This is a genomic window from Vibrio sp. HS-50-1, assembly GCF_024747315.1.
GTDB lineage: Bacteria > Pseudomonadota > Gammaproteobacteria > Enterobacterales > Vibrionaceae > Vibrio > Vibrio diabolicus.
On record NZ_JAMPZF010000001.1, the window covers coordinates 363,210 to 387,065 of the forward strand.

The following is a 23,856-nucleotide window of genomic DNA, read 5'->3' on the forward strand; positions in this document are numbered from 1 at the left end:
TTGCACCATACTAGCGAGACACAAAAAGGGTAGCTAACGCTACCCTTTTCAATTTATCGGCCATTAATGGCATCAATCAGGCTCTTTGCTTCGCGGCGAATATCATCTTCACCGTAAACAATCGCCTCTTCTAGTAATTTTATCGCCCCTTGAGAATCGTTCATCTCGAGATAGATTTTAGCAAGGTCCAGTTTTCCAGCAGCTTCAGCGTTGCTATCTACGTCAACATCGCCGATCTCACCGATAACATCTGGAAACTCGTTCAATCCGACATCAAGCTTCAGATCTTCCTCTTCGAACTCACCACCTTCTTTATCGACCTGAGCCATCAATTCATCAATCGTCATAAATTGATTTTTCTTTGGGTCGAAGTCATCCAAGTCGCTTTGCTCTGCCCAGTTTTCTTGCGCGATCTCTGGCTGACTTAGTGCATCACTCGAATTCCAAACATCACGCTGGTCCTCAGGCACATCTTCCGTAGAACTTACGCTATCGGCAGCGGGTTTAAAGCCATCCCAATCATCTCCAACATCAAGCATGGTTTCAAAATCCATACCTGCGCTTGCGATGGTGTCACTGTCTAACTGACCTTCAAATACCTCTGAACTTGCGTCTTCAGCAAGAAGGTTAGCCATTGAAGATTCATCATCTAAGTCACTTAGCGACTCACCCTCTGTCGCCGTTGGCTGCACTTCTGGTTCAGTATCAAAACCGTTTTGCTGCGCAAAGACTTCAAACAAAGCATCATGATCGTTATCGGCTTGAAGAGTTGGTCTCGATGTCTCAGTTTCAACATTAGGAGTCTCTGGCGCACTCTCATTCATTGATGCGAGAACATCTTCCTCATTGAACTCAGGAAGATCTTGGTCGTCAAAACTTAGCTCTTCATCCTCACCGGAGATTGGTTCTATATCTGCAGTCTCAGAGCTCGGTAATTCTGGCTCTTCTTCCATAGATGCCAAGGCGTCTTCTTCACTGAACTCTGGTAGATCGAGTTCATCAAAATCGAACTCTTCTTCTGCTTCAGTCGCCGACTCAGCTTCAGAGCGCTCAGGCTCGATAGATTCTGGTTCATCTAACGTAGGTTCGCCTGCCATGGACGCCAATGCATCCTCTTCACTAAACTCTGGCAGTTCTAGTTCATCGAAATCGAACTCTTCTTCTGCTTCAGTCGCCGACTCAGCTTCAGAGCGCTCAGGCTCGACAGATTCTGATTCTGGGTCATCAAACTCAGATTCGTCGGCCATAGACGCCAATGCGTCCTCTTCGCTGAACTCTGGCAGTTCGAGTTCATCGAAATCGAACTCTTCTTCTGCTTCAGTAGCCGACTCAGCTTCAGAGCGCTCAGGCTCGATAGACTCTGATTCATCTAACGTAGGTTCGCCTGCCATGGACGCCAATGCGTCTTCTTCTGCTTCAGTCGCCGAATCAGCTTCAGAGCTCTCAGGCTCGATAGACTCTGGGTCATCAAACGTAGGTTCGCCTGCCATGGACGCCAATGCGTCCTCTTCACTAAACTCTGGCAGTTCGAGTTCATCGAAATCGAACTCTTCTTCTGCTTCAGTCGCCGACTCAGCTTCAGAGCGCTCAGGCTCGATAGACTCTGGGTCATCAAACGCAGGTTCGTCCGCCATGGACGCCAGTGCGTCTTCTTCACTGAACTCTGGTAGATCGAGTTCATCAAAATCGAACTCTTCTTCTGCATTGGTTGCCGACTCAGTTTCTGATGCTAGTTCTGAACTTTCTGGCTCACTTTTGTTACCCGAGTTTTGTTCTTGTTCTGGTTGAGTTTCACTTTCTAGTTCAGGCTCATCCAGTAGCCAATCTTCTTCTTGTGGCACACCAAATTCATTTTCTACTGTATTTGGTGTCGGAGTGAACGCTGGAGCGTCTTCTACTGTCTCAACTTGAGGCGGCACTTTAGCATCAGGCTCTACTGATGCATCTTGCGTTGACTTAGAATTGGCATCCTCTTCTTGTTGTGGCGAAGATTCCTCTATCTCAGCTTGCGGCTCTTCAACTTGTTGTTGCGCTAAATCATCTTCAGTATCAAATAGCGCATCCAGTTCAGCAGAAAAGTCCGCGTTTTCTTGCTCTGTAGGCTGAAGCTCTTCACTGTCTGACTCAAACAAGTCGTCTAGCTCGCTCATTAAAGGATCGTTCTCTGGTGAGAGGTCCTCTAAATCACCCAGAAACTCATCGCTGCTAAATGACTCTGAATCAGTTTCTGGCTCGGTTAATGGTTGCTCTGGCGCTGTTTGTTGCGGATCTGGTTGACTGTCACTTAATAAAGCATCGATGTCCAAACCAGACTCAATTTCCGGCTCTTCATGAGCAGGCTCTGACTCGGCTATTGAAGATGGTTTTTCGTCGCCGTCTGGTTCGCCAAAACCAAGTGAAGCGAGTAACTCTTCCTCTTCCGATTTAGTCTGTGCAGGGCTTTCGTCCTCTCGAATCAGATCATCAAACGGGTCTAACTCAGTCTCAGTTCCTGTCTCTTCATCAAGTTCTGGTGTGACGTCATCAATGATTTCATCCAGTAAATCTGTGCTATCTGCATCTAACTCTTCAATCGAGTCATCACCTTCAAAACCAGAGAGTGCTTCTAGCTCATTCAGTGGGTCAAACTCGTCGTCTGTTTCATCTTCGTCAAAATCGATCAGTTCATCGAGTAAGTCCGTACTGTTTTCATCTAGAACGGCGTCTTCGCTGGCGTCACCTTCAACTTCTGTCGACTCAGTAACAGGCTGCTCGTATTGAGCTAATAGCTTATCGATATCGTCATCAGATGCCTCTCCTGCGCTGAAATCATCATCCGATACGGGCTGTTTTAGTTCAGGTTCATCGGTATCTAGGTCGAAGTCGTCATTGCCAAGTTCCGCAAACAAGTCATCAAGCATATCCTGATCGACAGTGTCACTTGGTAACTCTTCTGACGGCTCATCTGCTGCAAGTAGTTCCGCAAATGCGTCATCTGAGAGCGAATCTGCTTTCTCGTTCGTATCATCTGAAAGATCGAAGCCAGCCTCATCGTCATCGAGCACTTCTAGTTCTGGAGCAACCTCATCTAAGGCTCGCTCCATCTCTTCTAAACCAAGCGCTTTTTCTTCGCCGTTAACTTGGATACCATTGTTTGATGACTCAAGCTCATCCAGACCAACATCCAGGTCGCCGTCATCACCGATACCCGCAAATGGGTCATCGTCCCCTTCTAGGTTGAAATCCAGTTCTTCATCGTCAAGGTTGGCAAAGACGTCTTCTTCTAAATCTGGCTTCTCTTCTTGTGTAGCCTGAGTATTTATATCTTCATCTGCGAACAACTCATCATCAAGTGTGAGTTCTTCATCCAGCTCGTCCGTCGCCGCTAAACCAATTGGCGCAGCTAATGGATCGGTTTCCTGCGGCGATTGCGCAGCAGGCTCTTCCTCTTTGTTTTTAGAACGGCGACCAAGCAACATCACAACCAACAGTGCCAGCAATGCACCTGGAATAAGCGCCGCTAAGCCGACAAGCCAACCATTAGACAAAATCTTGTCAATCGTACTTGGCTGCATGCGTTGTTGCTCAGCAAGGCGCTGGCGCTCTTCAGCAAGCAGTTTCTCGACTTCCGAGCGAATGCGTTCTTCGTCATTCAGCTCATTTTTCAAGGTTTCAACTTCGCTTTGCACTTCTGACAACATTAAGCGAAGACGATGGTTCTTCTCTTCCAATGACTCTAATTCACTTTGTGAGCCTTGAAGTTTGTCTTTTAACGCACTGACCTGCTTTTCACCCTGCGGAGAGGTGTTCACAGGTGGCGCAGGAATAACTGGTATTGTTTTTTGAACCGGTTTTGGTTCCGCAGCTACAGTGGTTTCTGGTTTAGGAGCAACAGGCTTGGGTTCTACTTTTATTTGTGGCTTTGGTTGCTCGGCGACGCGTTGCGCTGGCGTGGCTCTATTTGTCGGCTTCGGCTGTTTTAACTTAGCCTCGTGCGCCTTCATAATCGCAACAGCTTGCTCTGTAGTCGCGCTTTGCACTTGCTCTAGAGACGGTACTCGCAGTCGACTCCCTGGGATCAACTCATGAATGTTTTGGTTCTCAAACGCTTGAGGGTTAATTCGATAAATGGCAAGAAGCGTTTGTTGAACGGTAACACCGCGTGAAGGTCTTAATTCTGAAGCGATCGACCATAGTGTTTGATTTTCACCAGTCGGACCAAAGAAACGTGACGGCTGAGTATTTGCAGGAGGAGCAGGTAATGCTCGCTCAATATCTTCAGCATAGCTCGGAGATGATTGCACTTCACCAGACGGTCCAACAAGACGAATTCCTTCGGCTTGAACCACTGATGATGTCTGAGTCGCGCTCATCAACACAAGGGCTGCTAACAAACGCTTATAATTTTGACGCATAGAAGGCTCAGTTTTGTGCTAAATACAATTTGAAATGGTGATCGGTTAAATATATCGGATATCACATGCAAAACTATAGCGTTGAGAATAAAAAATGTGTGGCTCTCGCCATATTCGTACTAATCTCACACTATTTTGTTCCGTTCGTACAAAAAAGCCTCGCACAGTGCGAGGCTTTGAAATGAACTGTAAGTGACTTAGTAGTAATCGCGGATCAGAACTTCAGCGATTTGTACCGCGTTAGTTGCTGCGCCTTTACGCACGTTATCCGCCACAACCCACAAGTTTACCCCACTGTGGTGGCTGATATCGTTGCGGATACGACCAACCATAACATGATCTTTACCGCCCGCATCACGCACTTGTGTCGGGAAGTCATCACCGTGGAAGACTTCAATGCCTTCTGTTTGCTCAAGTAGATTAATGACTTCTTGTGCATCAATTGGAGAGCGAGTCTCAATGTGAAGCGCTTCAGCATGACCATAGAATACCGGCACACGCACACACGTTGGGTTTACTGTGATTGATGGATCGTTAAAGATCTTCTGTGTTTCCCACACCATTTTCATTTCTTCTTTGGTGTAGCCATTTTCCATCATCTGATCGATTTGTGGAATACAGTTAAACGCAATCTGTTGAGAGAATTGCTTCTTATCCGCGGGCAGACCGTTTAGAAGCTTAGCCGTTTGACCTGCTAGTTCGTCAATGCCCGCTTTACCCGCACCAGATACGGATTGGTATGTAGATACGTTAATACGCTCAATACCCACTGCATCGTGAATTGGTTTTAGTGCCACCAGCATTTGAATGGTCGAACAGTTTGGGTTCGCGATGATGTTACGGTTACGAAACTCTGCAATCGCTTCTGGGTTTACTTCTGGCACAACAAGAGGAATGTCGTACTCGTAACGGAAGTGTGAAGTGTTGTCGATAACGATAACACCTTCATCTGCCGCGATTGGGGCCCATTTTTCAGATAGTTCACCACCAGCAGAGAACAACGCAATATGAGCTTGAGACCAATCAAACTCTTCAACGTTCTGTACACGAACCGTTTTGCCATTAAAGCGATAAGTCTTGCCTTCGCTACGCTCACTTGCCAATAAGTGAATGTCACCCACTGGGAATTTACGTTCTTGAAGCACTTCTAAAATTGTTTCACCGACCGCACCGGTCGCACCTAAAATGGCAACATTATATTGCTGGCTCATTGACTTACCTCAATCTGAAAACCTAGTTCTGCTAATGGAGCAAGGTTACATGTTTTGTTACCCACTAGCGTGACAGCGCTGTATTCACGGCGATCCCAGTAGTTTTTACGCATCAGGTCAAAAGCACCTGGCTTACTGATCTCACGACGGAAAAGAGCGTCATCTCTACGCACATCATAGATTAACTGCGTGATGTTATGCAGTGTTGCTTCATCCCAAGCTCTGTCCAATACCATAGTAGGAACAGGCGCGGTTGGCAGTAAATCGCTGGCATGCGCACGTAATTCGTTATTTAAGAACTCACAGTAGCTGTTGAAAATCATCGTCGTACCGCGAGCTTTCCCTTCCAAGCCGTAGCCTGCAACGTGAGGGGTTGCGAATGCTAGCAGAGGCAGAAGCTCCATATCAACCTCTGGTTCAAATTCAAATACGTCAAGCGCTGCGGTAAAACCGTCGTTTTTCAAAAGACGTTGCTTCAATGCCTCGTTATCAACGATTGGACCTCGCGCGGCGTTAATCAAAATCTGATCACCACGAAGCGAGTTTAAAACCGTTTCATCAATTAAATGATGAGTTGGATATAGGCCATCTTTGGTGATTGGCGTATGTAGTGTAATGATGTCTGAGCTTTCAATCAGTTCTGTCAACGGAGTAAAGCTACGAGGATCACCAGCCTCTTGTTTGAATGGGTCATTGATGAGAACTTTAATCCCCATGCCTTTCAAACATTTCTCTAGGTAGCTACCTACTTGGCCTGCACCAATAATACCTACCGTCTTGTCAAATACCGAGAAGCCTTGTTGCTGAGCGAGCACCATCATTACGCTGAACGCATACTCCGCCACACCCACTTTGTTACAACCCGGCGCAGCGGTGAAGAATATACCTTTCTCTTTTAAAAGCGCTTGGTCGACATGATCCATACCTGCTGTTGCGGTACCAACAAACTTTAGCTTGTTTGCTTTGCTGATTAGATCGGCATTCACTTTGGTTACCGAGCGAATCATTAGGGCATCAACATCCACTAAATCATCAGCCGTCAGTGTACGACCTGGTTTTAGAATCACTTCACCGAGTTGGCTGAATAGCTCTTCAGCGTACGGCATATTTTCATCAACAATAATTTTCATAGCGCCAGCGTTTTAACATCCATTTGTATGAGTTCGTTTATTCGCAAGATGCGAAACTAAAACGATTGTGCCCTTTTCCCGAAAAATCTCAAGAAATAACCCTAATAAACCTCAAGGAGATTGGCTCCAAAGAAATCGTTTAACGGGAAGCAACGTAATAAGCAGAAATTGAGAAAAGAAAAAGCCCGGCTAAATAGCCGGGCAAAGTTCCAGAACAAAAGGATCCTATCCCGCTCTCCATGGGATAGAGTCTGCGTCTGTTCGATCAGTGTGACTGATCAAGCTCTGGAAACTGGATTGTTGGCGCTGTTCTCACTCACGTGGCGCGCCAACAAATTCAGTTAACCTTGGTACTTTTTAATAACCAAAGTTGCGTTTGTGCCGCCAAAGCCAAAGCTGTTTGACATTACGGTTGTTAACTCTGCATCACGTGCTTCTGTCACGATGTCCAGACCTTGAGCTGCTTCGTCCAAGTTTTCAATATTGATGCTTGGAGCAATGAAGTTTTTGTCTAGCATAAGTGTTGAGTAAATCGCTTCGTGCACACCAGCGGCGCCTAGTGCGTGACCAGTCATTGCTTTTGTTGCAGAGATTGCTGGGCTGTTCTCACCAAACAATTGTTGGATCGCACCAAGCTCTTTCACGTCACCAACTGGTGTCGACGTGCCGTGCGTGTTGATGTAATCCACACCGTCAACGTCTTGCATCGCCATCTTCATACAACGGATCGCGCCTTCACCTGATGGTGCTACCATGTCGTAGCCATCTGAAGTCGCACCGTAACCTACGATCTCACCGTAGATTTTCGCGCCACGTGCTAGAGCGTGCTCAAGTTCTTCGATAACCAGCATGCCGCCACCGCCAGAGATAACGAAACCATCACGGTCCGCATCATACGTACGAGATGCTTTGTCTGGAGTATCGTTGTATTTCGTTGACAGCGCACCCATGGCGTCAAACATCATGGTTTGAGACCAATCAAGCTCTTCACCGCCACCAGCAAAAACAATGTCTTGTTTACCAAGTTGAATAAGCTCCATCGCGTGACCGATACAGTGTGCAGAAGTAGCACATGCAGAGCTCATTGAGTAGTTCACACCACGAATCTTAAATGGCGTAGCAAGACAAGCGGAAACCGTAGAAGACATAGTACGAGGAACCATGTAAGGGCCAACTCGTTTTACGCCTTTTGCGCGCATCGTGTCTGTCGCTACCGTTTGGTTGTATGCAGAAGCACCGCCAGAACCCGCAACGATACCGGTACGATCGTTTGAAACCTGATCCTCTGTAAGACCAGCGTCTGCGATTGCCTGCTCCATTGATAGGTATGCATAAGCAGCCGCATCACCCATAAAGCGCATCTGCTTACGGTCGATGTGTTCCGCCGGGTTGATTTTTAGGTCACCCCATACTTGCGAACGAAGACCGTGTTCTTTGAACTGCTCAGATGCAGTGATGCCAGATTTGCCCGCTTTAAGAGACGCTAGAACTTCTTCGACGTTGTTACCGATACTTGAAACAATACCCATACCGGTGATTACGACTCGTTTCATTATGACATTCCTATAATTCAAAAATCCGCTAGATGATAACTAAGATAGTCAACAAAAGTGGTCAGCTTTCCCATAAATTCGTACAATCGCCCCATTCTTACCGCGCCAAATCACAAATTTGCACCATTATGACTTCAATAAAAAACGCAGAACTTGGTTGGAACGAAGCTGGTACTCCGGTTTCAGACCAATTTGATGATGTTTACTTCTCTAACGTAAACGGTCTTGAAGAGACACGCTACGTTTTCTTAAAACAAAATCATCTCCCAGAAAGATGGCAGGAATTTGACCAAAGACGTTTTGTCATTGGTGAAACAGGATTTGGCACGGGATTAAACTTCTTAGCAGTATGCCAGTGGTTTAGTGAGTTTCGTCGTCAGCATCCAGACGCAGCATTGAAAGAGCTGCATTTTATTAGCTTTGAAAAATACCCGCTAAGCCAAGCAGATTTAAAGAAGGCGCATGAAGCTTGGCCTGAGCTAGCTGAGTACGCGGAAAAGTTACAAAAGCACTACCCTGTCGCCGTACCTGAGTGTCACCGCATTGTGCTTGAAGATGGCGCAATTACACTCGACCTTTGGTTTGGCGACATCAAAGACTGCATGCCGCAAGTCCCATACAACGAACAAGGTTTGATTGACGCTTGGTTTTTAGATGGATTCGCGCCAAGTAAAAACCCAGAAATGTGGAACCAAAATCTGTTCAACAACATGGCTAAGTTAGCCAAGCAAGACTGTACAGTTGCCACTTTTACCGCAGCGGGCTTTGTGCGTCGAGGATTGAACGAAGCAGGCTTTGCAATGAAAAAAGTCAAAGGCTTTGGCACCAAGCGAGAAATGATCGCAGGTTCGATGGAACAACGTGAAAAGCAGTCGAACCACCTTCCGTGGTTCAATCGCACGGCGTCCAGCAATCTTGATTCGATTGCCATAATCGGAGGTGGTATTGCCAGTGCAGCGTTGGCAAAAACGTTGGTTCGTCGTGGCCAAAACGTCACGCTTTACTGCAAAGACACTCAACCAGCCGAAGGAGCGTCGGGGAATCGTCAAGGGGCCGTGTATCCCTTGTTGAACGGTCCTCATACTGGTGTTTCGCGTGTGTTTGCGCCTGCATTTTTGTTTGCAAGACAATTTATTGAACAAGCTGCGGAGTCGGTTACATTCGATCACGATTGGTGTGGTGTAACTCAGCTAATGTGGGATGAAAAATCTGCTGATAAGCTGGAAAAGATGCTTGCGGGTAATTTTCCTTCTGAATTGATTCAAAAACTGTCCGCCGAGGAAACTGCGAATACTATCGGATTACCTATCGATATGTCGTCTGTGCACTACCCAATGGGAGGGTGGTTGTGCCCTGCCGAGCTAACTCGTGGGTTAATCAAACAGTTAGAACAGACATCGTTACTCTCAACGAAGTTTGAACATCACGTTGAAGCATTAAATTGGGATGAAGAGCATCAGCTTTGGACACTAACGGTCAATGGTCAAACATTTGAGCACTCAACCGTTGTGATTGCGAATGGCCATGAGCTCCAGACATTGAGCCAAACCGCTTCCCTGCCGATGGGACAGGTGAAAGGGCAAGTCAGTCATGCTCCGGCAACCGAAACGCTGAGTCAATTGAAAACGGTATTGTGTTACGACGGCTACATGACGCCTGTTAACCCAAACAATCAGCACCTGTGCATAGGCGCAAGCTACGATCGCAGTCACCTAGACTACGAATTTGATGAAAACGCTCAGAAGGATAACGCAGAAAAATTAGTTAAGTGCGTACCGAACCAAGAATGGCCAAAAGAGGTAGATATCAGTGGCAATCGATCTCGCCAAGGTATTCGCTGCGTGAGCCGAGATCACTTACCATTTGTCGGAAATGTGGGTGACTTTGAGACGATAAAAACGCAATACGCCAACTTACAAAATCAAAAAGCAGAAGAGGTAGAAACCGTTCATCAGTTCACTAACCTATTCTGCTTCTTAGGTTTAGGATCTCGTGGGCTGAGCTCTGCACCATTGTTAGCTGAAGTGTTGGCCTCGCAAATCTGTGGGGACCCGCTGCCATTACCTGTTGATGTATTGACCGAACTTCATCCAAGTCGAATGTGGGTTCGTAAACTAAGAAAAGGCAAAGCCATTACTGAGCTGTAAGAGTATTCTCTCGTTTACATTCCCGACGCAAATATGTGTCGGGAATCACTAACTCATTAAGTCACTCGTGTTGAAATTACTTCAGCTGTGCAATTGCCTGTTTCACTTGTTCTGCCACTTCCGGATTTACCGCCTCACCAGACTCCACGTCAAAGTTCTCGTAGTAGCTCGGCACAGATAGCGATGCTTTCACATCTGCTCCGAAAAATTGCGCGGAACCTGTTGCCGCCGCAAGAACGCTCTGTGCGCCACCCGGGCCAGGAGAAGTTGCTAAGTAAACGACCGGCTTGTTTTGAAATACGTTGCGCTCAATGCGCGTCGCCCAATCAAACAGGTTTTTATACGCTGCTGGGTATGAGCCGTTATGCTCTGCGAAGGAAACAACAATAGCGTCAGCCTCAGCCAAATCACGTAAAAATGCGACAGCACCTTCAGCTTGACCAATTTCTTTCTCTTTGTCTTCGCTAAACATCGGTACTTGATAATTGTTTAAGTCTAAAACGTTCACTTGAGCGTCTTCGACTTGGTTTGCTGCGTATGTAGCAAGTAGTTTATTGATTGAGGTAGAGCTGGTAGAAGCACCAAATGCGACAATTTTCATGGTTGTAATCCTTTGTTCACGTTTTATGCTAACCAGCATAAAAGTTGAACAGTTTCGCTACAACCACAAAAATTTTATGGAGAGGTTCGAATTTTTCGAAGTAGTAAATGACTTGGACTAATAAATGGAGAACGACGTTCAGAGATTAAGCCTGAGCCTGCAGTTCTTGCCACAAGTCACTGACAATCACGCGATCGGCCGGGCTTAATTCGGTACGAGCGTCTTCCAAACTGCTCTCAATGCGTGACTTCAGTTCAGTAATATCGCTAATGCCTTCTTCTTCACAAGATGCCGCAGACAAAGAGATGTGACCACGTAGATAACCACCAGCAAACAATTCATCGTCAGATGCTGTTTCAATTCGAGCATCAATCAGTTCCAGTAGTTTTTCTTCAAATTCAATAATCATGGTGTATCTCTGAGGTTATTTGAGGTTATTTAACGCAAAAGTCAGACGCTTCCAGAGGCTTGGTTTGGTAAAACGCACGCAGAGCATCCGAAAGCATTTTCACTCGCAAAGGCAAGCCAGCTTCCAAAATACCCAACACTTCTTTATGCACTTTCTGCATAAAGCCGAGCCTATCTGGTTCAAAATCGCCGTGTAGATTGTCACAACTCACCGTAAAAGGGAAGCCAGCACTTTGTGCCAGAATCCATTCATAAGCTTGCGGACGCACTTCAACTTTCTCAAACTCCGCTTGAACTTCTGCCGTGCGCCCATCAGGTTCATACCAATAGCCAAAATCTTCCAGCAAACGACGCTCTGGCCCTGCCACACACCAATGCGAGATTTCGTGTAATGCGGAGGCATAAAAACCCCGAGCAAAAATAATCCGATGATGAGGATGCTCATCATCAGCAGGAAGATAAATAGGCTCATCACCACCTAACTCCAATTTCGTATTAAATTGGTCTAAAAAGGTGTCATTGAAAATGGTGATAAGGTCTTGGTATTCGTGGGTCATCGTCGAGTTTGTACTTCAGTTTGACATGCGCTGCGTATTGTCGCTGTTTTTATCTATAAGGTAAAGGTGCTCCCACAGTTTTGGTTATTAGTTGAATTTATCTGAACATCGCTTTCTCCATATAATTTCTCATTCGTCAGCGTACTCATTTGCTACTACACTCTCGCCTTATTTTGATGCTGCTCAAACTGCTGTTTTTTAAGCGGTTTGATTACAGGCATGTTGCTGGTTTTAATCACTTTTTAAGAATGATAAAACCTTTTGTAAGTGTTGTTGCTGCGCCTACGATGATTCACGTAGAACGTAGTGACTTTTTACGTTGAGTGTCTCCCTATGTTGCTAAGTGTGTTGTATATCATTGGTATCACGGCTGAAGCCATGACAGGTGCGTTGAGCGCTGGTAGAAGAAAAATGGACTGGTTTGGTGTTATGTTGGTGGCCAGTGCAACGGCCATTGGTGGTGGCACCGTACGTGACATTTTACTGGGACACTACCCTCTTGGTTGGGTAAAAAACCCAGAGTTCCTAGCAATCACGTGTGTTGCGGGTGTACTTACCACAGGCTTAGCGAAATGGGTGATTAAGCTAAAAGGTCTATTCATCCGCCTTGATGCGTTAGGTCTAATCGTATTCAGCATCATCGGAACTAAGATTGCGATGGGCATGGGCTTACACCCTGGGATCTGTATGGTTTCAGCGCTAGTAACGGGTGTATTCGGTGGGCTACTCCGCGACTTAATCTGTCGCCAAACACCGTTGGTACTGCATGAAGAACTTTACGCTTCTGTCGCTCTTATCGCATCAGGAATGTACTTAGCGCTATTAGAATTCAATGTTCCCGATGTCACTGCCACTATTGTTACACTGGTTACTGGTTACATGTTGCGTATGGCTGCGGTACGCTTTAAGTGGCGTCTCCCTTCTTTCAATTTGGAAACGGAAGGCTCACTCCATTAAGCAAAAACTACTTAAACAAAAAAGGTTACCTGATAAAATTGTGCCACCCGCGATTAAGTGAGTGGCATAATTTTATATTCAGTCATCCTGAACAGCGACGAAGGAGCATGATTCAGGATCTATTATCCGAGCACTCTGTTGTCAGAGATGTTTCTTTCTCTTTTCATCGCGCTGAAATTAGATTCCTAGTCTCGCTATAGCTCGCTGGAATGACACAAAGCTCTTAAATCTTCGGTGTTTCAGTTGTTACGCCATGGTTTTGACCACGATGACGCAGCAAATGATCCATCACCACAATCGCTAGCATCGCTTCAGCAATTGGTACGGCACGAATACCCACACAAGGATCATGACGGCCTTTGGTGATCAACTGAGTTGGCTCACCTTCTTTTGTGATGGTCTCACCCGGAACGGTGATGCTTGATGTTGGCTTAAGCGCAATGTTAGCCACAATGTCTTGACCAGTTGAGATACCGCCAAGAATACCGCCCGCGTGATTACTGCCAAAACCTTCAGGAGCAAGCGTATCACGGTGTTGACTGCCTTTTTGGTTTACCACATCAAAGCCATCACCGATCTCAACGCCTTTCACCGCATTAATGCTCATTAGCGCGTGCGCGATGTCTGCATCCAGACGATCAAATACAGGTTCACCAAGACCAACAGGTACGTTAGTTGCCACAACCTGAATTTTCGCGCCAATTGAGTCGCCTTCTTTTTTCAGGTCACGGATAAGTTGGTCAAACGCTTCTACTTTGTCCACATCTGGGCAAAAGAACGCATTGTTTTCGATTTCGTTCCAATCTACCTTGTCGATAGAAACATCACCCATTTGTGACAAGTACGCGCGAATCTCAACACCAAACTCATCTTTCAAGTATTTCTTCGCGATTGCACCCGCCGCCACTCGCATTGCGGTTTCACGAGCAGACGAACGGCCGCCACCTCGATAGTCACGGATGCCATACTTTTGGTGGTAAGTATAATCAGCATGACCCGGACGGAATTTATCTTTGATGTCCGAGTAATCTTTTGAGCGCTGATCGGTGTTTTCAATTAGCAAACCGATCGATGTGCCTGTGGTTTTGCCTTCAAAAACACCAGAAAGAATTTTAACTTCATCCGGTTCACGACGTTGTGTGGTGTAACGTGATGTGCCTGGACGACGGCGGTCGAGATCGATTTGCAGATCTGCTTCTGTAATTTCTAACCCCGGAGGACATCCGTCTACGATACATCCCAGTGCGATACCGTGACTTTCCCCGAATGTCGTCACTCGGAAATGTTGTCCGATACTGTTTCCTGCCATTACTTCCTCAAGTTTTTATCGCTACGCCCTCTCAAACCAGAGCGCAACTGCTTTCCAATTCTTCGTGGATTCATAGTGGCTTTATTACGTTTTGATGTAAAGAGTTAATCTCGGCGAGTTATGCATAAAAAAACACCGAGCATAAAGCTCGGTGTTTTGACGTTTAGTGCAAGACCCTATTAGTCTTTGTACAGTTTGAACTCTTCTGCACACTCAACCAGCTGGTCACGCGTTAGCATGAATACGCCGTGACCGCCGTTCTCGAACTCAATCCAAGTGAACGGAATCTGTGGGTACTGTTCCATCATGTGAATCATTGAGTTGCCGACTTCACAGATAAGAATACCGTTATCTGTTAGGTAGTCTGGTGCATTTGCAAGAATACGACGCACAAGTTTTAGGCCATCCGTACCGGCTGCTAAACCAAGCTCTGGTTCGTGAGTGAACTCGTCTGGCAGGCTGTTCATGTCTTCTTCATCCACATATGGTGGGTTAGACACGATCAGGTTGTACTTCTCTTTTGGTAGGTCGCGGAACAAGTCAGAGCGAATTGGGAACACTTGCTGCTCCATGCCGTGATCTTGTACGTTTTGCTCCGCGACTTGTAGAGCGTCTGTAGAGATATCAATCGCATCCACTTCAGCTTCAGGGAATGCGTGTGCACATGCAATTGCGATACAGCCGCTGCCTGTGCATAGGTCCATGATGCGCACTGGCTCTTCCACCAACCAAGGTTGGAATTCTGCTTGAATCAACTCACCGATTGGAGAACGTGGCACAAGTACGCGCTCATCAACGAAGAATTCAAGACCGCAGAACCAAGCTTTGTTGGTTAGGTATGCAGTTGGTGTACGCTCGTTGATGCGTTTTACTACACGCTCAACAATACGCAGACGCTCGCTGGTCGTTAGGCGAGAGTTTAATACGTGCGGAGGCACATCAATCGGCAAGTATAAGGTTGGCAGGATAAGCTGAACCGCTTCATCCCACGCATTATCAGTACCATGACCGTAAAACAGGTTCGCTGCGTTAAAGCGGCTTACCGTCCAACGAATCATATCTTGAAGGGTATGCAGCTCCGATACCGCTTCTTCTACAAAAATCTTATCCAAAATTGCCTCCGAAAAGCGCTACAATACTGCCAATAAAAGTTTATTAATGAAATTGTTTACCTAATGAGCAAAAAAGACACCGAACACGATGACGATTTCGCCTTGTTTCAGGAAGCAGTACAGGGCGTAAAAAAGTTGCGACAGGATACCATAATCCAGCAACCAAAAAAAAATACTAAGCAAAAAGAAATCAAGCGCTCCAACCGTGAAGCGAGTGATTCTGAATTTTACTTCTCCGACGAGTTTGTCCCTCTCTTAAATGAAGAAGGCCCAACTCGTTATGCACGTGACGACGTCTCCACTTATGAAGTTAAACGTCTACGTCGCGGCGTGTATGTACCGGACGTATTCCTCGATATGCACGGCATGACACAACAAGAAGCTAAGCGTGAACTTGGTGCGATGATCGCCTACTGCGTCAAAAACGAGATTCATTGTGCGTGTGTGCAACATGGCATTGGTAAACACATCCTGAAACAGAAAGCGCCACTTTGGTTAGCACAACACCCAGACGTAATGGCTTTCCACCAAGCGCCGCTAGAATTTGGCGGTGATGGTGCGTTGTTAGTTTTGCTATCGATTCCAGAAAAGTAACTAGCTCACTGTAGAAGCAATTAAACAAAAAGGCAGGAAATTTCCTGCCTTTCTTCACTCTATATCTAATGTTTAAATGCTTATTTGGTTTCGACGCTTATGGCGTAATATGCCACAGCACTTCACCGTTTTGCGTTTGTAGATCGTATTCAATACACACTAGACCTGATGTAGGAAACATCGGTGGTGCCATGTCTTTTACAAACTCTGAAGTGAGATAGCCAACCAAAGGCAAGTGAGAGACAAGCAGAAGCGAGTCTAGTTTTTCCACTTCAATCAATGCACTTGCAAAATCAAATACATGCTCAGATTGACCGTAAGGTGTAATATCTTCACAAGTTTCGATGCTTTTTGCAGCAAAATACTCGCTGATCTCTTGCCAAGTTTGTTGAGCTCTAATGTACGGACTCACCAACACTTTATCGAATTGCGCAAAGCCTTGTTCTTTACAGGCTCTCGCAACCGCTTCTGATTCGACTCTGCCTCTTGGGGTTAATTGTCGTGCTGCGTCTGAATCTGCAAAATGCTCGGCTTCGCCGTGACGCATGATGAATATTTTCATGTTATTTCCTAGGGATAGCTAACGCTACCAAAAGGTTGACTGCTATCTTTATTAGATAGACGGGGCTAACTTTAATAATGACGAAACAAAAATACTGATATAATTATCTGTTCATTATACCAATTCGCTTGCTAAAGATAGCGACTTTCTTAACAATCTATTAAAAAGAATGTACTCAGTTCATCACAGTATTTAACTGTGCTATGAGTTCAGAGCATTCATTCAAACAGTTCTTCCCCATACGCAAACGCGATGGGCCTGTGCAGAAGTCTACGAATAACAAAAATACGGCAAGCAGTATTTGTCGAAACGCAAACTTTGCGCCCCCTAGCTAGGGGTTCATAATTACTGTAATGCGAAATCTGGAGACGCATCGTGCATCTAAGTCCTAACGATTCAAATCAATACCGCTACATTACCTTGAGCAATGATCTGCGTGTACTGCTGATTCATTCCGAGACAGCTCAACAGTCAGCAGCTGCTCTAGCAGTGAACGTTGGACACTTCGACGACCCAAACGATCGCCAAGGTCTGGCACACTATTTAGAACATATGCTTTTTTTGGGTACGGAAAAATACCCTAAAGTGGGCGAGTTTCAAAGCTATATTAGCCAGCATGGAGGAACAAATAACGCTTGGACGGGTACTGAGCACACTTGTTTCTTTTTTGATGTTACTCCGAATGCCTTTGAAAATGCCTTAGATCGATTTAGCCAATTCTTTACCGCACCATTGTTTAACGAAGAAGCTTTAGACAAAGAACGCCAGGCTGTCGACTCCGAATACAAACTCAAACTTAATGACGATTCTCGCCGCCTGTATCAAGTCAACAAAGAAGTCATCAATCCAGATCACCCTTTCTCTAAGTTCTCAGTCGGCAACCTAGATACATTAGGTGACCGAGATGGTAAATCCATCCGCGACGAAATTGTCGAGTTTCACCACTATCAATACTCTGCCGATCTCATGACGTTGACGCTCTTTGGGCCGCAGTCGCTCGATGAACAGCAAGCGTGGGTAGAAGCCATGTTTGCCAATATCCCAAACCACCACCTTCGTGGAAAATCGATTGATGTCCCCATTAGCACCAAAGAAAGTACCGGGGTTTTAGTTCAAGTTGAACCAATCAAAGAATTTCGAAAACTCATTCTCACCTTCCCAATGCCAGGGATGGATAAGCACTACGGCGTTAAACCACTCTCTTACTTCGCGCATTTACTCGGCTATGAAGGCGAAGGCAGCTTAATGCTCCAGCTAAAAAATGAAGGCTGGATTACTTCACTTTCTGCAGGAGGCGGCGCTAGTGGTAGCAACTATCGAGATTTTACGGTTAGCTGCACACTCACCCCACAGGGTCTCAACCACGTTGACGACATCATCCAAGCGGTTTTTCAATACCTCTCGATGATCAAACAAGACGGCCTAGATGAATGGCGCTATCTCGAAAAACAAGCGGTGCTTGAGTCGGCGTTTCGTTTCCAGGAACCATCTCGACCAATGGATTTGGTTAGCCATCTTGTTATCAATATGCAGCATTATCAGCCAGACGATACCATTTATGGCGACTACAAAATGGCGGGCTATGATGAACAACTGCAGCGTTCGTTGCTGCAATACTTAACCATCGATAATGTTCGCGTAACCCTGATTGCAAAAGGACTGGAATACAACCGTACTGCCGAATGGTACTTTACTCCGTATTCCGTCACGCCTTTTAGTGATGAACAACGCCGCTTCTATCAACAAATCGATCCAAGCTGGCAGTTCGTCTTACCAGAAAAGAACCCTTATATTTGCTACGATCTCGATCCCATGCCGTTCGAAAATGGTGGTTCACTACCAGAGTTAATTGAAGATCTCGAAGGCTTCCGGCTTTGGCATTTACAAGATGATGAATTTCGCGTGCCAAAAGGCGTTGTATATGTCGCTATCGACAGCTCTCATGCTGTTGCATCACCGAAGAACATTGTCAAAACTCGCCTATGTGTCGAGATGTTCCTCGATTCGCTAGCAAAAGAAACCTATCAAGCGGAAATCGCAGGGATGGGTTACAACATGTATGCTCACCAAGGCGGGGTTACCTTAACCCTCTCAGGGTTCAGCCAAAAACTGCCTCAATTGTTGGAAATGATCCTGCACCGTTTTGCTTCTCGAGATTTCAGCCCTGCACGCTTTGAAACCATCAAGCAGCAACTGTTACGTAACTGGAGAAATGCTTCACAAGATCGTCCTATTTCGCAGCTGTTTAACGCACTTACAGGGCTACTTCAACCCAATAACCCGCCTTTCGCAACCTTAGTCGAAGCGCTAGAAGAAATCGAAGTCGATGAACTCTCGGTATTCGTAGAATCAATTCTTGCAGAACTGCACGTTGAAATGTTTGTTTACGGAGATTGGCAGCGTCAACAAGCGCATGACATGGCGACGACCTTAAAAGATGCCCTAAGAGTAAAAGAGCAGCGTTATGAAGAGGCGCTCCGCCCACTCATCATGCTGGGAAAAAACGGCAGTTTTCAACGTGAAGTACATTGTAACCAGCAAGATTCGGCGGTCGTTATTTACCACCAGTGTGAGGATATTGAGCCTCGTAGCATTGCTCTATACTCATTGGCGAACCATCTCATGTCGGCAACATTTTTCCACGAGATCCGCACAAAACAGCAATTAGGTTACATGGTGGGCACTGGCAATATGCCACTTAACCGTCATCCGGGTATTGTGCTTTATGTGCAGTCACCCAATGCAGCGCCTGCCGAGCTGGTTACCTCAATCGATGAGTTCTTAAATGCCTTTTATATGGTGCTGTTAGAACTGAACGATTACCAGTGGCATAGCAGTAAGCGCGGCTTGTGGAATCAAATAGCGACGCCGGACACCACACTGCGAGGTCGTGCTCAGCGTCTTTGGGTTGCAATAGGAAACAAAGACACCGAGTTTAACCAACGTGACAAGGTACTTGCTGAACTGAAGAAATTGACCCGAGCAGACATGATTCGCTTTGTCGTTAATGAGTTGAAACCTCGCACGGCAAACCGATTGGTCATGCACTCTCAAGGGCAATCGCATTCGGACGCTCCGCGCATCCACTTAGGGCAAGAAATTGGATCGATTGAAGAGTTCCAACTTAGGCCAAAAGATTGCGGCTTAGGATGATCTAATTGCGCAGTAATAAAATTATCGATTAATAACTATATACCTACAAACCAATGAGATTGTGGGTCTCATAAATAGAATCGACACCATAATTGGCAGAAAATTGAAATTACGCCATTGCGGCTTATGCTCTAATTACCACACTAAAAATAAATTAATGAGGTAATCATGAAAAAAGCACTACTACTTGCGGCTATTTTACTGCCACTGGCATCTGCACACGCTGAAATCTCGGTGAAAGGTGATGGCTTTGAGCTAAGTAACGACTGTGTCCGCCTAAGCGGAGACAATGTTTCTATCAAATCAGATGATTGCTCTTCAAAACAGTGGAAAGATAAAGACAACAAAGGCAACAGCAGCGTTCACGGGGACGACAACCCAGGTAAAGGCCACAATAAAGATAAGAAAGACAAGAAGAAGTAACTATTTCTTATTTATGAAAAAGGCTTGCCACTGGCAAGCCTTTTTCTTTACCGAAGCAACGTTTAATAGAATGTGGTTCCTTCTCCAGCTCGAGTAAGCAAACCATCACACGGTGCGTAACGATCGCCATACTTCGATGCAAACTCATTCATTTTCTCAACCAGTTCTTTAATGCCAAACTGATCCATATAACGGAATGGACCGCCCAAGAATGGAGGGAAACCAATGCCAAATATTGCACCAATATCACCATCACGTGGCGAGCGAATGATGCCGTCATCCAAACAACGTACCGCTTCATTCAGCATTGGTAGTACACAGCGCAACGCAATATCGTTATCGCTCAGCTTAGATTCAGGATCGAGCTTAAGCAGCTTGTAGATGGATTTATCGACATCTTTCTTCTTACCTTTGTAAGTGTAGAAACCTTTCCCGCTCTTACGTCCTTTGCGACCGTCATTCAATAAGATATCGAACACGTCAGGGCCTTTGAATCGCTCACCTAACTCGTTGACTAGAATCGGCATGATCTTCGCGCCAATGTCGACACCGACTTCATCCAGTAAGGTAATCGGGCCGACAGGGAAACCAAAATCAAGCAACGCCGTATCAATCTTTTCGATCGGTTCGTTAGCCAGCAGAATATGCGCCGCTTCGTTCATGTATGGCGCAAGAATGCGGTTCACGTAAAAGCCCGCTTTGTCTTTCACTACGATCGGGGTTTTACCTTGCTTTTTAGCAAGTGCAACGACTGTTGAAATGGTTTCATCTGATGTCGTTTCATGCGGAATCACTTCCACCAACGGCATTTTTTCTACCGGGCTGAAGTAATGCAAACCCACTACGTTTTCTGGACGCTCCGCTTTTTCTGCAATTTTGTGGATTGGTAACGAAGAAGTATTGGTCGCAAAGATGGTTTCCGGCTTGGCATTCGCTTCAATATCCGCCACCATTTTTTGTTTAAGATCTAAGTCTTCAAAAACGGCTTCAATTACGACATCAATATGATTAAAGCTGGTAAAATCGACACCGCCAGACAGTTGCAACATTTTCGCTTGCAGATCGGCTTTTGATAGAATGCGACGTTTACGCTGTTTCTCGAATAACTTGTAGTTGTAGTTGAGTGCGTTTAGAACGCCATCGTTGCTGACGTCTTTGATGCGAACAGGTACCTTCGCTTTTGCAACAGACACATGGCTGATTCCTGCGCCCATCAAGCCACCGCCAAGCACGCCAACTTTATGAACTGGCGCGGGTTTCGCATCCGTACCATTTTCTTTCTTCATTTCCGTTGTCGCAAAGAAGATAGAACGAAGCGCTTTTGACTCTGAGCTCATAACAAGCTCACCGAAGCGTTTCGCTTCAAGCTCTTGTCCTTGGGCGAAACCTTTCTCTAAACCATGCTGAATAACGTCTAAAATCGCGACCGTTGCAGGATAGTTACCACGGGTTTTCTGATTGGTTTTCTTCGCTGCCTGTTCAAACACAAACTTGCGCCCTAACCCGCTACCCGACATCACTTTTTCTTTCGTCGATAGCTTTTTCGTACCCTTGTTTTTACCTTTGTCGATAAACTGTTTTGCTACGTCGAGCAAAATGGTGTCAGGGACACAGGCGTCAACCACACCCAGCTTTTTAGCTTTCTTTGCGCGAAGCTGTTTACCCGTCAGGATCAAGTCCAGTGAAGGTAACAGGCCAATCAAACGCGGTAGACGCTGAGTACCACCAGAACCAGGCAATAAACCAAGTTGTACTTCTGGCAGACCTAAACGCGTTTTATCTGAATCCGTACAAATACGATAATCACATGCAAGAGCAAGCTCTAAACCACCGCCCAAACATGGACCGTGAATAGCGGCAACCACAGGATATGGTAAGTCCGATAGCTGCTGGAATAGCTCTTGACCTTGCCTCGCTAATGCTTCTGCTTCACTTGCGGTCGTGCACGCTTCTAGCATGCGAACATCGGCCCCCGCGACAAAGTTGTCCGGTTTTAGGGAATGAATGATCATCCCTTTGATGCCACTGGCGTCTTTTAGCTGAGCAAAGATTTCTTTCATTTCATCAGCAAAAGCCGCCTGTAGCGTATTCATTTTTTCATTAGGTACGTCAATCGCTAACCAAGCAATATTCTGCTCATCAACTTTTAGACTAAATGCTTTTTGCTCGCTCATTACTCAACCTCCAGAATCATTGCTGCACCAAGACCGCCAGCTGCACATGCGGTATTCAATGCAATACCGCCACCACGGCGTTTCAGTTCACGTAGGGTTTGCGTCATCATTCGTGCACCTGTCGCCGCGAATGGGTGACCGTAAGCGATTGAGCCACCAAGCACGTTAAACTTATCCATGTCGATTTCACCGATCGCTTTCGAACGACCTAGATTTTCTTGAGCAAACTTATCTGAAGCAAACATCTTCACATTCGCCAATGCTTGCGCAGCAAACGCTTCGTGCATGTCGATCAACGTCAGATCAGACAATTCCAAGCCTGTATTTTCTAGCACTTTCGCTGTGGCATAAGTCGGTCCCATCAGCATGTCCTTTTCCACACCGATCGCTGAAAATGCGTAGCCACGTATGTAGCCAAGAATCTCCATGCCAAGCTCTTTCGCTTTACCTTCGCGCATCAACATCACTGCCGCACCACCATCAGTCAGTGGCGTACTGTTAGCTGCCGTAACACTGCCATACTGGCGATCAAAGGCAGGTCGAAGTTTCGCGTACCCTTCTACGGTTGAGTCGTGACGGACATTGTTGTCTTCCGAAATCCATTTTTTGTATGGTTCTGGAAAAGCCGTCATCACTTCACCTTGGATCTTACCTTCTTTCCAAGCTTGGGAAGCCAGCGTATGAGAGCGATGTGCAAGCGCATCCTGCTCTGCACGAGAAATACCATGCGTCTTTGCCATTTGCTCCGCAGTTTGTCCCATCGACAAGCCCGTCGAGTATTCGGCTACTGCAGGAGGCACTGGCATAAGGTCTTTAAAGCTCAAGTTTTTGAGGATGCTAAGCTTCTGACCCATTGTTTTTGTCTTACTTAGAGCAAGCAGATTAGCGGCCAGTTTCTTAGATACGCCAATAGGCAGGACGGAAGAAGAGTCTGCACCACCAGCAATACCGATATCGATGGTTCCCGCCATGATGCTTTCTGCGACATTGACCGCCGCTTGAAAACTCGTTGCACACGCACGAGTCACACTGTAAGCATCAGTATGGATGTTCATACCGGTGCCTAACACAATTTCTCGTGCGATGTTTGGCGCTTCAGGCATTTGTACTACTTGTCCAAATACCACTTGTTCGATTAACTTCGGATCAATATCTGTTCGAGCAAGCATTTCGCTTACTACCATTTTCCCTAAATCGACCGCTGGCACTTGGCTAAATTCCGTGCTTTGACGAGCAAAGGGAGTTCGAAGCCCCGCGACAATAGCGACACGCTCACCATTGCGTGTTTTTACTTCCTGCTTGCCCATTGTTTCTCCTTAAATACAAGAGGTCTGACCTGATGCATTGTAATGAATTTGTTAAATTTATCAAACATGCGTTTAAATAAACGTGAAGCAAGTAGATCAATTACTCTACTTCTTTGATTCTTATGCGATTAATAATGATTAACTATAGAGAGTTAAAACGGTAAGAGGTATATGGAAGGTAAAATCGAAGCAAAAAAAAACCACACATAACTGTGTGGTCGGAATATCTATAAAACAATTAACTTACGCCAATTGAAAATTAAT

The 23,856-nt window shown here is 45.9% G+C and carries 17 protein-coding genes; 5 read left to right on the forward strand and 12 right to left on the reverse strand.

Annotation, left to right across the window (positions count from 1 at the left end; all coding sequences use genetic code 11):
* Positions 1 to 53 precede the first annotated feature (53 nt).
* The 4 genes from NDJ01_RS01715 to fabB form a co-directional block, all read right to left on the reverse strand.
* Positions 54 to 4,394 (reverse strand): FimV/HubP family polar landmark protein, encoded by a 4,341-nt coding sequence (locus NDJ01_RS01715; protein ID WP_258586138.1) that lies wholly within the window; start codon positions 4,392 to 4,394, stop codon positions 54 to 56.
* A 197-nt stretch (positions 4,395 to 4,591) separates the two neighbouring features.
* Positions 4,592 to 5,605, reverse strand: a complete 1,014-nt coding sequence (locus tag NDJ01_RS01720) for an aspartate-semialdehyde dehydrogenase (protein ID WP_053808783.1) — start codon at positions 5,603 to 5,605, stop codon at positions 4,592 to 4,594.
* On the reverse strand, positions 5,602 to 6,735 hold the full coding sequence (locus tag NDJ01_RS01725) for a 4-phosphoerythronate dehydrogenase (RefSeq protein WP_005397938.1): 1,134 nt from the start codon (positions 6,733 to 6,735) through the stop codon (positions 5,602 to 5,604). The genes NDJ01_RS01720 and NDJ01_RS01725 overlap by 4 nt, the downstream gene beginning before the upstream one ends.
* A 341-nt stretch (positions 6,736 to 7,076) precedes the next feature.
* Positions 7,077 to 8,288 (reverse strand): beta-ketoacyl-ACP synthase I, encoded by a 1,212-nt coding sequence (fabB, locus tag NDJ01_RS01730; protein ID WP_006741726.1) that lies wholly within the window; start codon positions 8,286 to 8,288, stop codon positions 7,077 to 7,079.
* A 128-nt stretch (positions 8,289 to 8,416) separates the two neighbouring features.
* Between fabB and mnmC the strand changes: the two genes are divergently transcribed.
* A complete protein-coding gene (gene mnmC / locus NDJ01_RS01735) occupies positions 8,417 to 10,435 on the forward strand; it encodes a bifunctional tRNA (5-methylaminomethyl-2-thiouridine)(34)-methyltransferase MnmD/FAD-dependent 5-carboxymethylaminomethyl-2-thiouridine(34) oxidoreductase MnmC (protein WP_258586139.1) in 2,019 nt (672 codons plus the stop codon).
* Between the two features lie 76 nt (positions 10,436 to 10,511).
* Here the strand turns inward: mnmC and NDJ01_RS01740 are convergent, their stop codons facing one another.
* The 3 genes from NDJ01_RS01740 to NDJ01_RS01750 all read right to left on the reverse strand — a co-directional run bounded on the left by NDJ01_RS01740 (position 10,512) and on the right by NDJ01_RS01750 (position 12,001).
* Positions 10,512 to 11,036, reverse strand: a complete 525-nt coding sequence (locus NDJ01_RS01740) for an NADPH-dependent FMN reductase (protein ID WP_258586140.1) — start codon at positions 11,034 to 11,036, stop codon at positions 10,512 to 10,514.
* A gap of 145 nt (positions 11,037 to 11,181) precedes the next feature.
* Positions 11,182 to 11,445 carry a YfcL family protein gene (locus tag NDJ01_RS01745; RefSeq protein ID WP_005380548.1) on the reverse strand — a complete coding sequence of 88 codons (264 nt, stop codon included), beginning with the start codon at positions 11,443 to 11,445 and terminating at the stop codon, positions 11,182 to 11,184.
* A 25-nt stretch (positions 11,446 to 11,470) separates the two neighbouring features.
* Positions 11,471 to 12,001, reverse strand: coding sequence for an elongation factor P hydroxylase (locus NDJ01_RS01750; RefSeq protein WP_012841543.1), 531 nt, complete (start codon positions 11,999 to 12,001; stop codon positions 11,471 to 11,473).
* 333 nt (positions 12,002 to 12,334) lie between these two features.
* Here NDJ01_RS01750 and NDJ01_RS01755 point away from each other — a divergent pair, with 333 nt between their 5' ends.
* On the forward strand, positions 12,335 to 12,958 hold the full coding sequence (locus NDJ01_RS01755) for a trimeric intracellular cation channel family protein (protein ID WP_258586141.1): 624 nt from the start codon (positions 12,335 to 12,337) through the stop codon (positions 12,956 to 12,958).
* A 223-nt stretch (positions 12,959 to 13,181) separates the two neighbouring features.
* On the opposite strand, the gene aroC is transcribed toward NDJ01_RS01755, so the two are convergent.
* Positions 13,182 to 14,267 (reverse strand): chorismate synthase, encoded by a 1,086-nt coding sequence (gene aroC / locus NDJ01_RS01760; protein ID WP_005397911.1) that lies wholly within the window; start codon positions 14,265 to 14,267, stop codon positions 13,182 to 13,184.
* A 179-nt stretch (positions 14,268 to 14,446) separates the two neighbouring features.
* On the reverse strand, positions 14,447 to 15,379 hold the full coding sequence (gene prmB / locus NDJ01_RS01765; RefSeq protein WP_258586142.1) for a 50S ribosomal protein L3 N(5)-glutamine methyltransferase: 933 nt from the start codon (positions 15,377 to 15,379) through the stop codon (positions 14,447 to 14,449).
* Positions 15,380 to 15,442: 63 nt separating this feature from the next.
* On the opposite strand from prmB, the gene smrB reads away from it, so the two are divergent.
* The gene (gene smrB / locus NDJ01_RS01770; RefSeq protein ID WP_012841540.1) at positions 15,443 to 15,973 is read left to right on the forward strand and encodes an endonuclease SmrB; all 531 of its coding nucleotides are present in this window, start codon (positions 15,443 to 15,445) and stop codon (positions 15,971 to 15,973) included.
* Between the two features lie 97 nt (positions 15,974 to 16,070).
* On the opposite strand, the gene sixA is transcribed toward smrB, so the two are convergent.
* Complete coding sequence (gene sixA / locus NDJ01_RS01775; RefSeq protein WP_005397904.1) at positions 16,071 to 16,535, reverse strand: phosphohistidine phosphatase SixA; 465 nt, start codon at positions 16,533 to 16,535, stop codon at positions 16,071 to 16,073.
* Between the two features lie 375 nt (positions 16,536 to 16,910).
* Between sixA and NDJ01_RS01780 the strand changes: the two genes are divergently transcribed.
* Both NDJ01_RS01780 and NDJ01_RS01785 read left to right on the forward strand, forming a co-directional pair.
* Complete coding sequence (locus NDJ01_RS01780) at positions 16,911 to 19,688, forward strand: insulinase family protein (RefSeq protein ID WP_258586143.1); 2,778 nt, start codon at positions 16,911 to 16,913, stop codon at positions 19,686 to 19,688.
* 168 nt (positions 19,689 to 19,856) lie between these two features.
* Positions 19,857 to 20,111 carry a hypothetical protein gene (locus NDJ01_RS01785; protein WP_005397900.1) on the forward strand — a complete coding sequence of 85 codons (255 nt, stop codon included), beginning with the start codon at positions 19,857 to 19,859 and terminating at the stop codon, positions 20,109 to 20,111.
* Between the two features lie 62 nt (positions 20,112 to 20,173).
* On the opposite strand, the gene fadJ is transcribed toward NDJ01_RS01785, so the two are convergent.
* Together fadJ and fadI are read right to left on the reverse strand one after the other, a co-directional pair.
* A complete protein-coding gene (gene fadJ, locus NDJ01_RS01790; RefSeq protein WP_258586144.1) occupies positions 20,174 to 22,285 on the reverse strand; it encodes a fatty acid oxidation complex subunit alpha FadJ in 2,112 nt (703 codons plus the stop codon).
* On the reverse strand, positions 22,285 to 23,592 hold the full coding sequence (fadI, locus tag NDJ01_RS01795; protein ID WP_005394284.1) for an acetyl-CoA C-acyltransferase FadI: 1,308 nt from the start codon (positions 23,590 to 23,592) through the stop codon (positions 22,285 to 22,287). The genes fadJ and fadI overlap by 1 nt, the downstream gene beginning before the upstream one ends.
* Positions 23,593 to 23,856 lie beyond the last annotated feature (264 nt).

Bases quoted from the DNA above. Each gene is read 5' to 3' on its own strand.
- NDJ01_RS01755 (WP_258586141.1), top strand. From the start codon at position 12,335: ATGTTGCTAAGTGTGTTGTATATCATTGGTATCACGGCTGAAGCCATG.
- mnmC (WP_258586139.1), top strand. From the start codon at position 8,417: ATGACTTCAATAAAAAACGCAGAACTTGGTTGGAACGAAGCTGGTACT.
- NDJ01_RS01740 (WP_258586140.1), bottom strand. From the start codon at position 11,036: ATGAAAATTGTCGCATTTGGTGCTTCTACCAGCTCTACCTCAATCAAT.
- sixA (WP_005397904.1), bottom strand. From the start codon at position 16,535: ATGAAAATATTCATCATGCGTCACGGCGAAGCCGAGCATTTTGCAGAT.
- NDJ01_RS01720 (WP_053808783.1), bottom strand. From the start codon at position 5,605: ATGAGCCAGCAATATAATGTTGCCATTTTAGGTGCGACCGGTGCGGTC.
- fadI (WP_005394284.1), bottom strand. From the start codon at position 23,592: ATGGGCAAGCAGGAAGTAAAAACACGCAATGGTGAGCGTGTCGCTATT.
- smrB (WP_012841540.1), top strand. From the start codon at position 15,443: ATGAGCAAAAAAGACACCGAACACGATGACGATTTCGCCTTGTTTCAG.
- NDJ01_RS01750 (WP_012841543.1), bottom strand. From the start codon at position 12,001: ATGACCCACGAATACCAAGACCTTATCACCATTTTCAATGACACCTTT.
- NDJ01_RS01785 (WP_005397900.1), top strand. From the start codon at position 19,857: ATGAAAAAAGCACTACTACTTGCGGCTATTTTACTGCCACTGGCATCT.
- NDJ01_RS01745 (WP_005380548.1), bottom strand. From the start codon at position 11,445: ATGATTATTGAATTTGAAGAAAAACTACTGGAACTGATTGATGCTCGA.
- aroC (WP_005397911.1), bottom strand. From the start codon at position 14,267: ATGGCAGGAAACAGTATCGGACAACATTTCCGAGTGACGACATTCGGG.
- NDJ01_RS01725 (WP_005397938.1), bottom strand. From the start codon at position 6,735: ATGAAAATTATTGTTGATGAAAATATGCCGTACGCTGAAGAGCTATTC.
- NDJ01_RS01715 (WP_258586138.1), bottom strand. From the start codon at position 4,394: ATGCGTCAAAATTATAAGCGTTTGTTAGCAGCCCTTGTGTTGATGAGC.
- fadJ (WP_258586144.1), bottom strand. From the start codon at position 22,285: ATGAGCGAGCAAAAAGCATTTAGTCTAAAAGTTGATGAGCAGAATATT.
- fabB (WP_006741726.1), bottom strand. From the start codon at position 8,288: ATGAAACGAGTCGTAATCACCGGTATGGGTATTGTTTCAAGTATCGGT.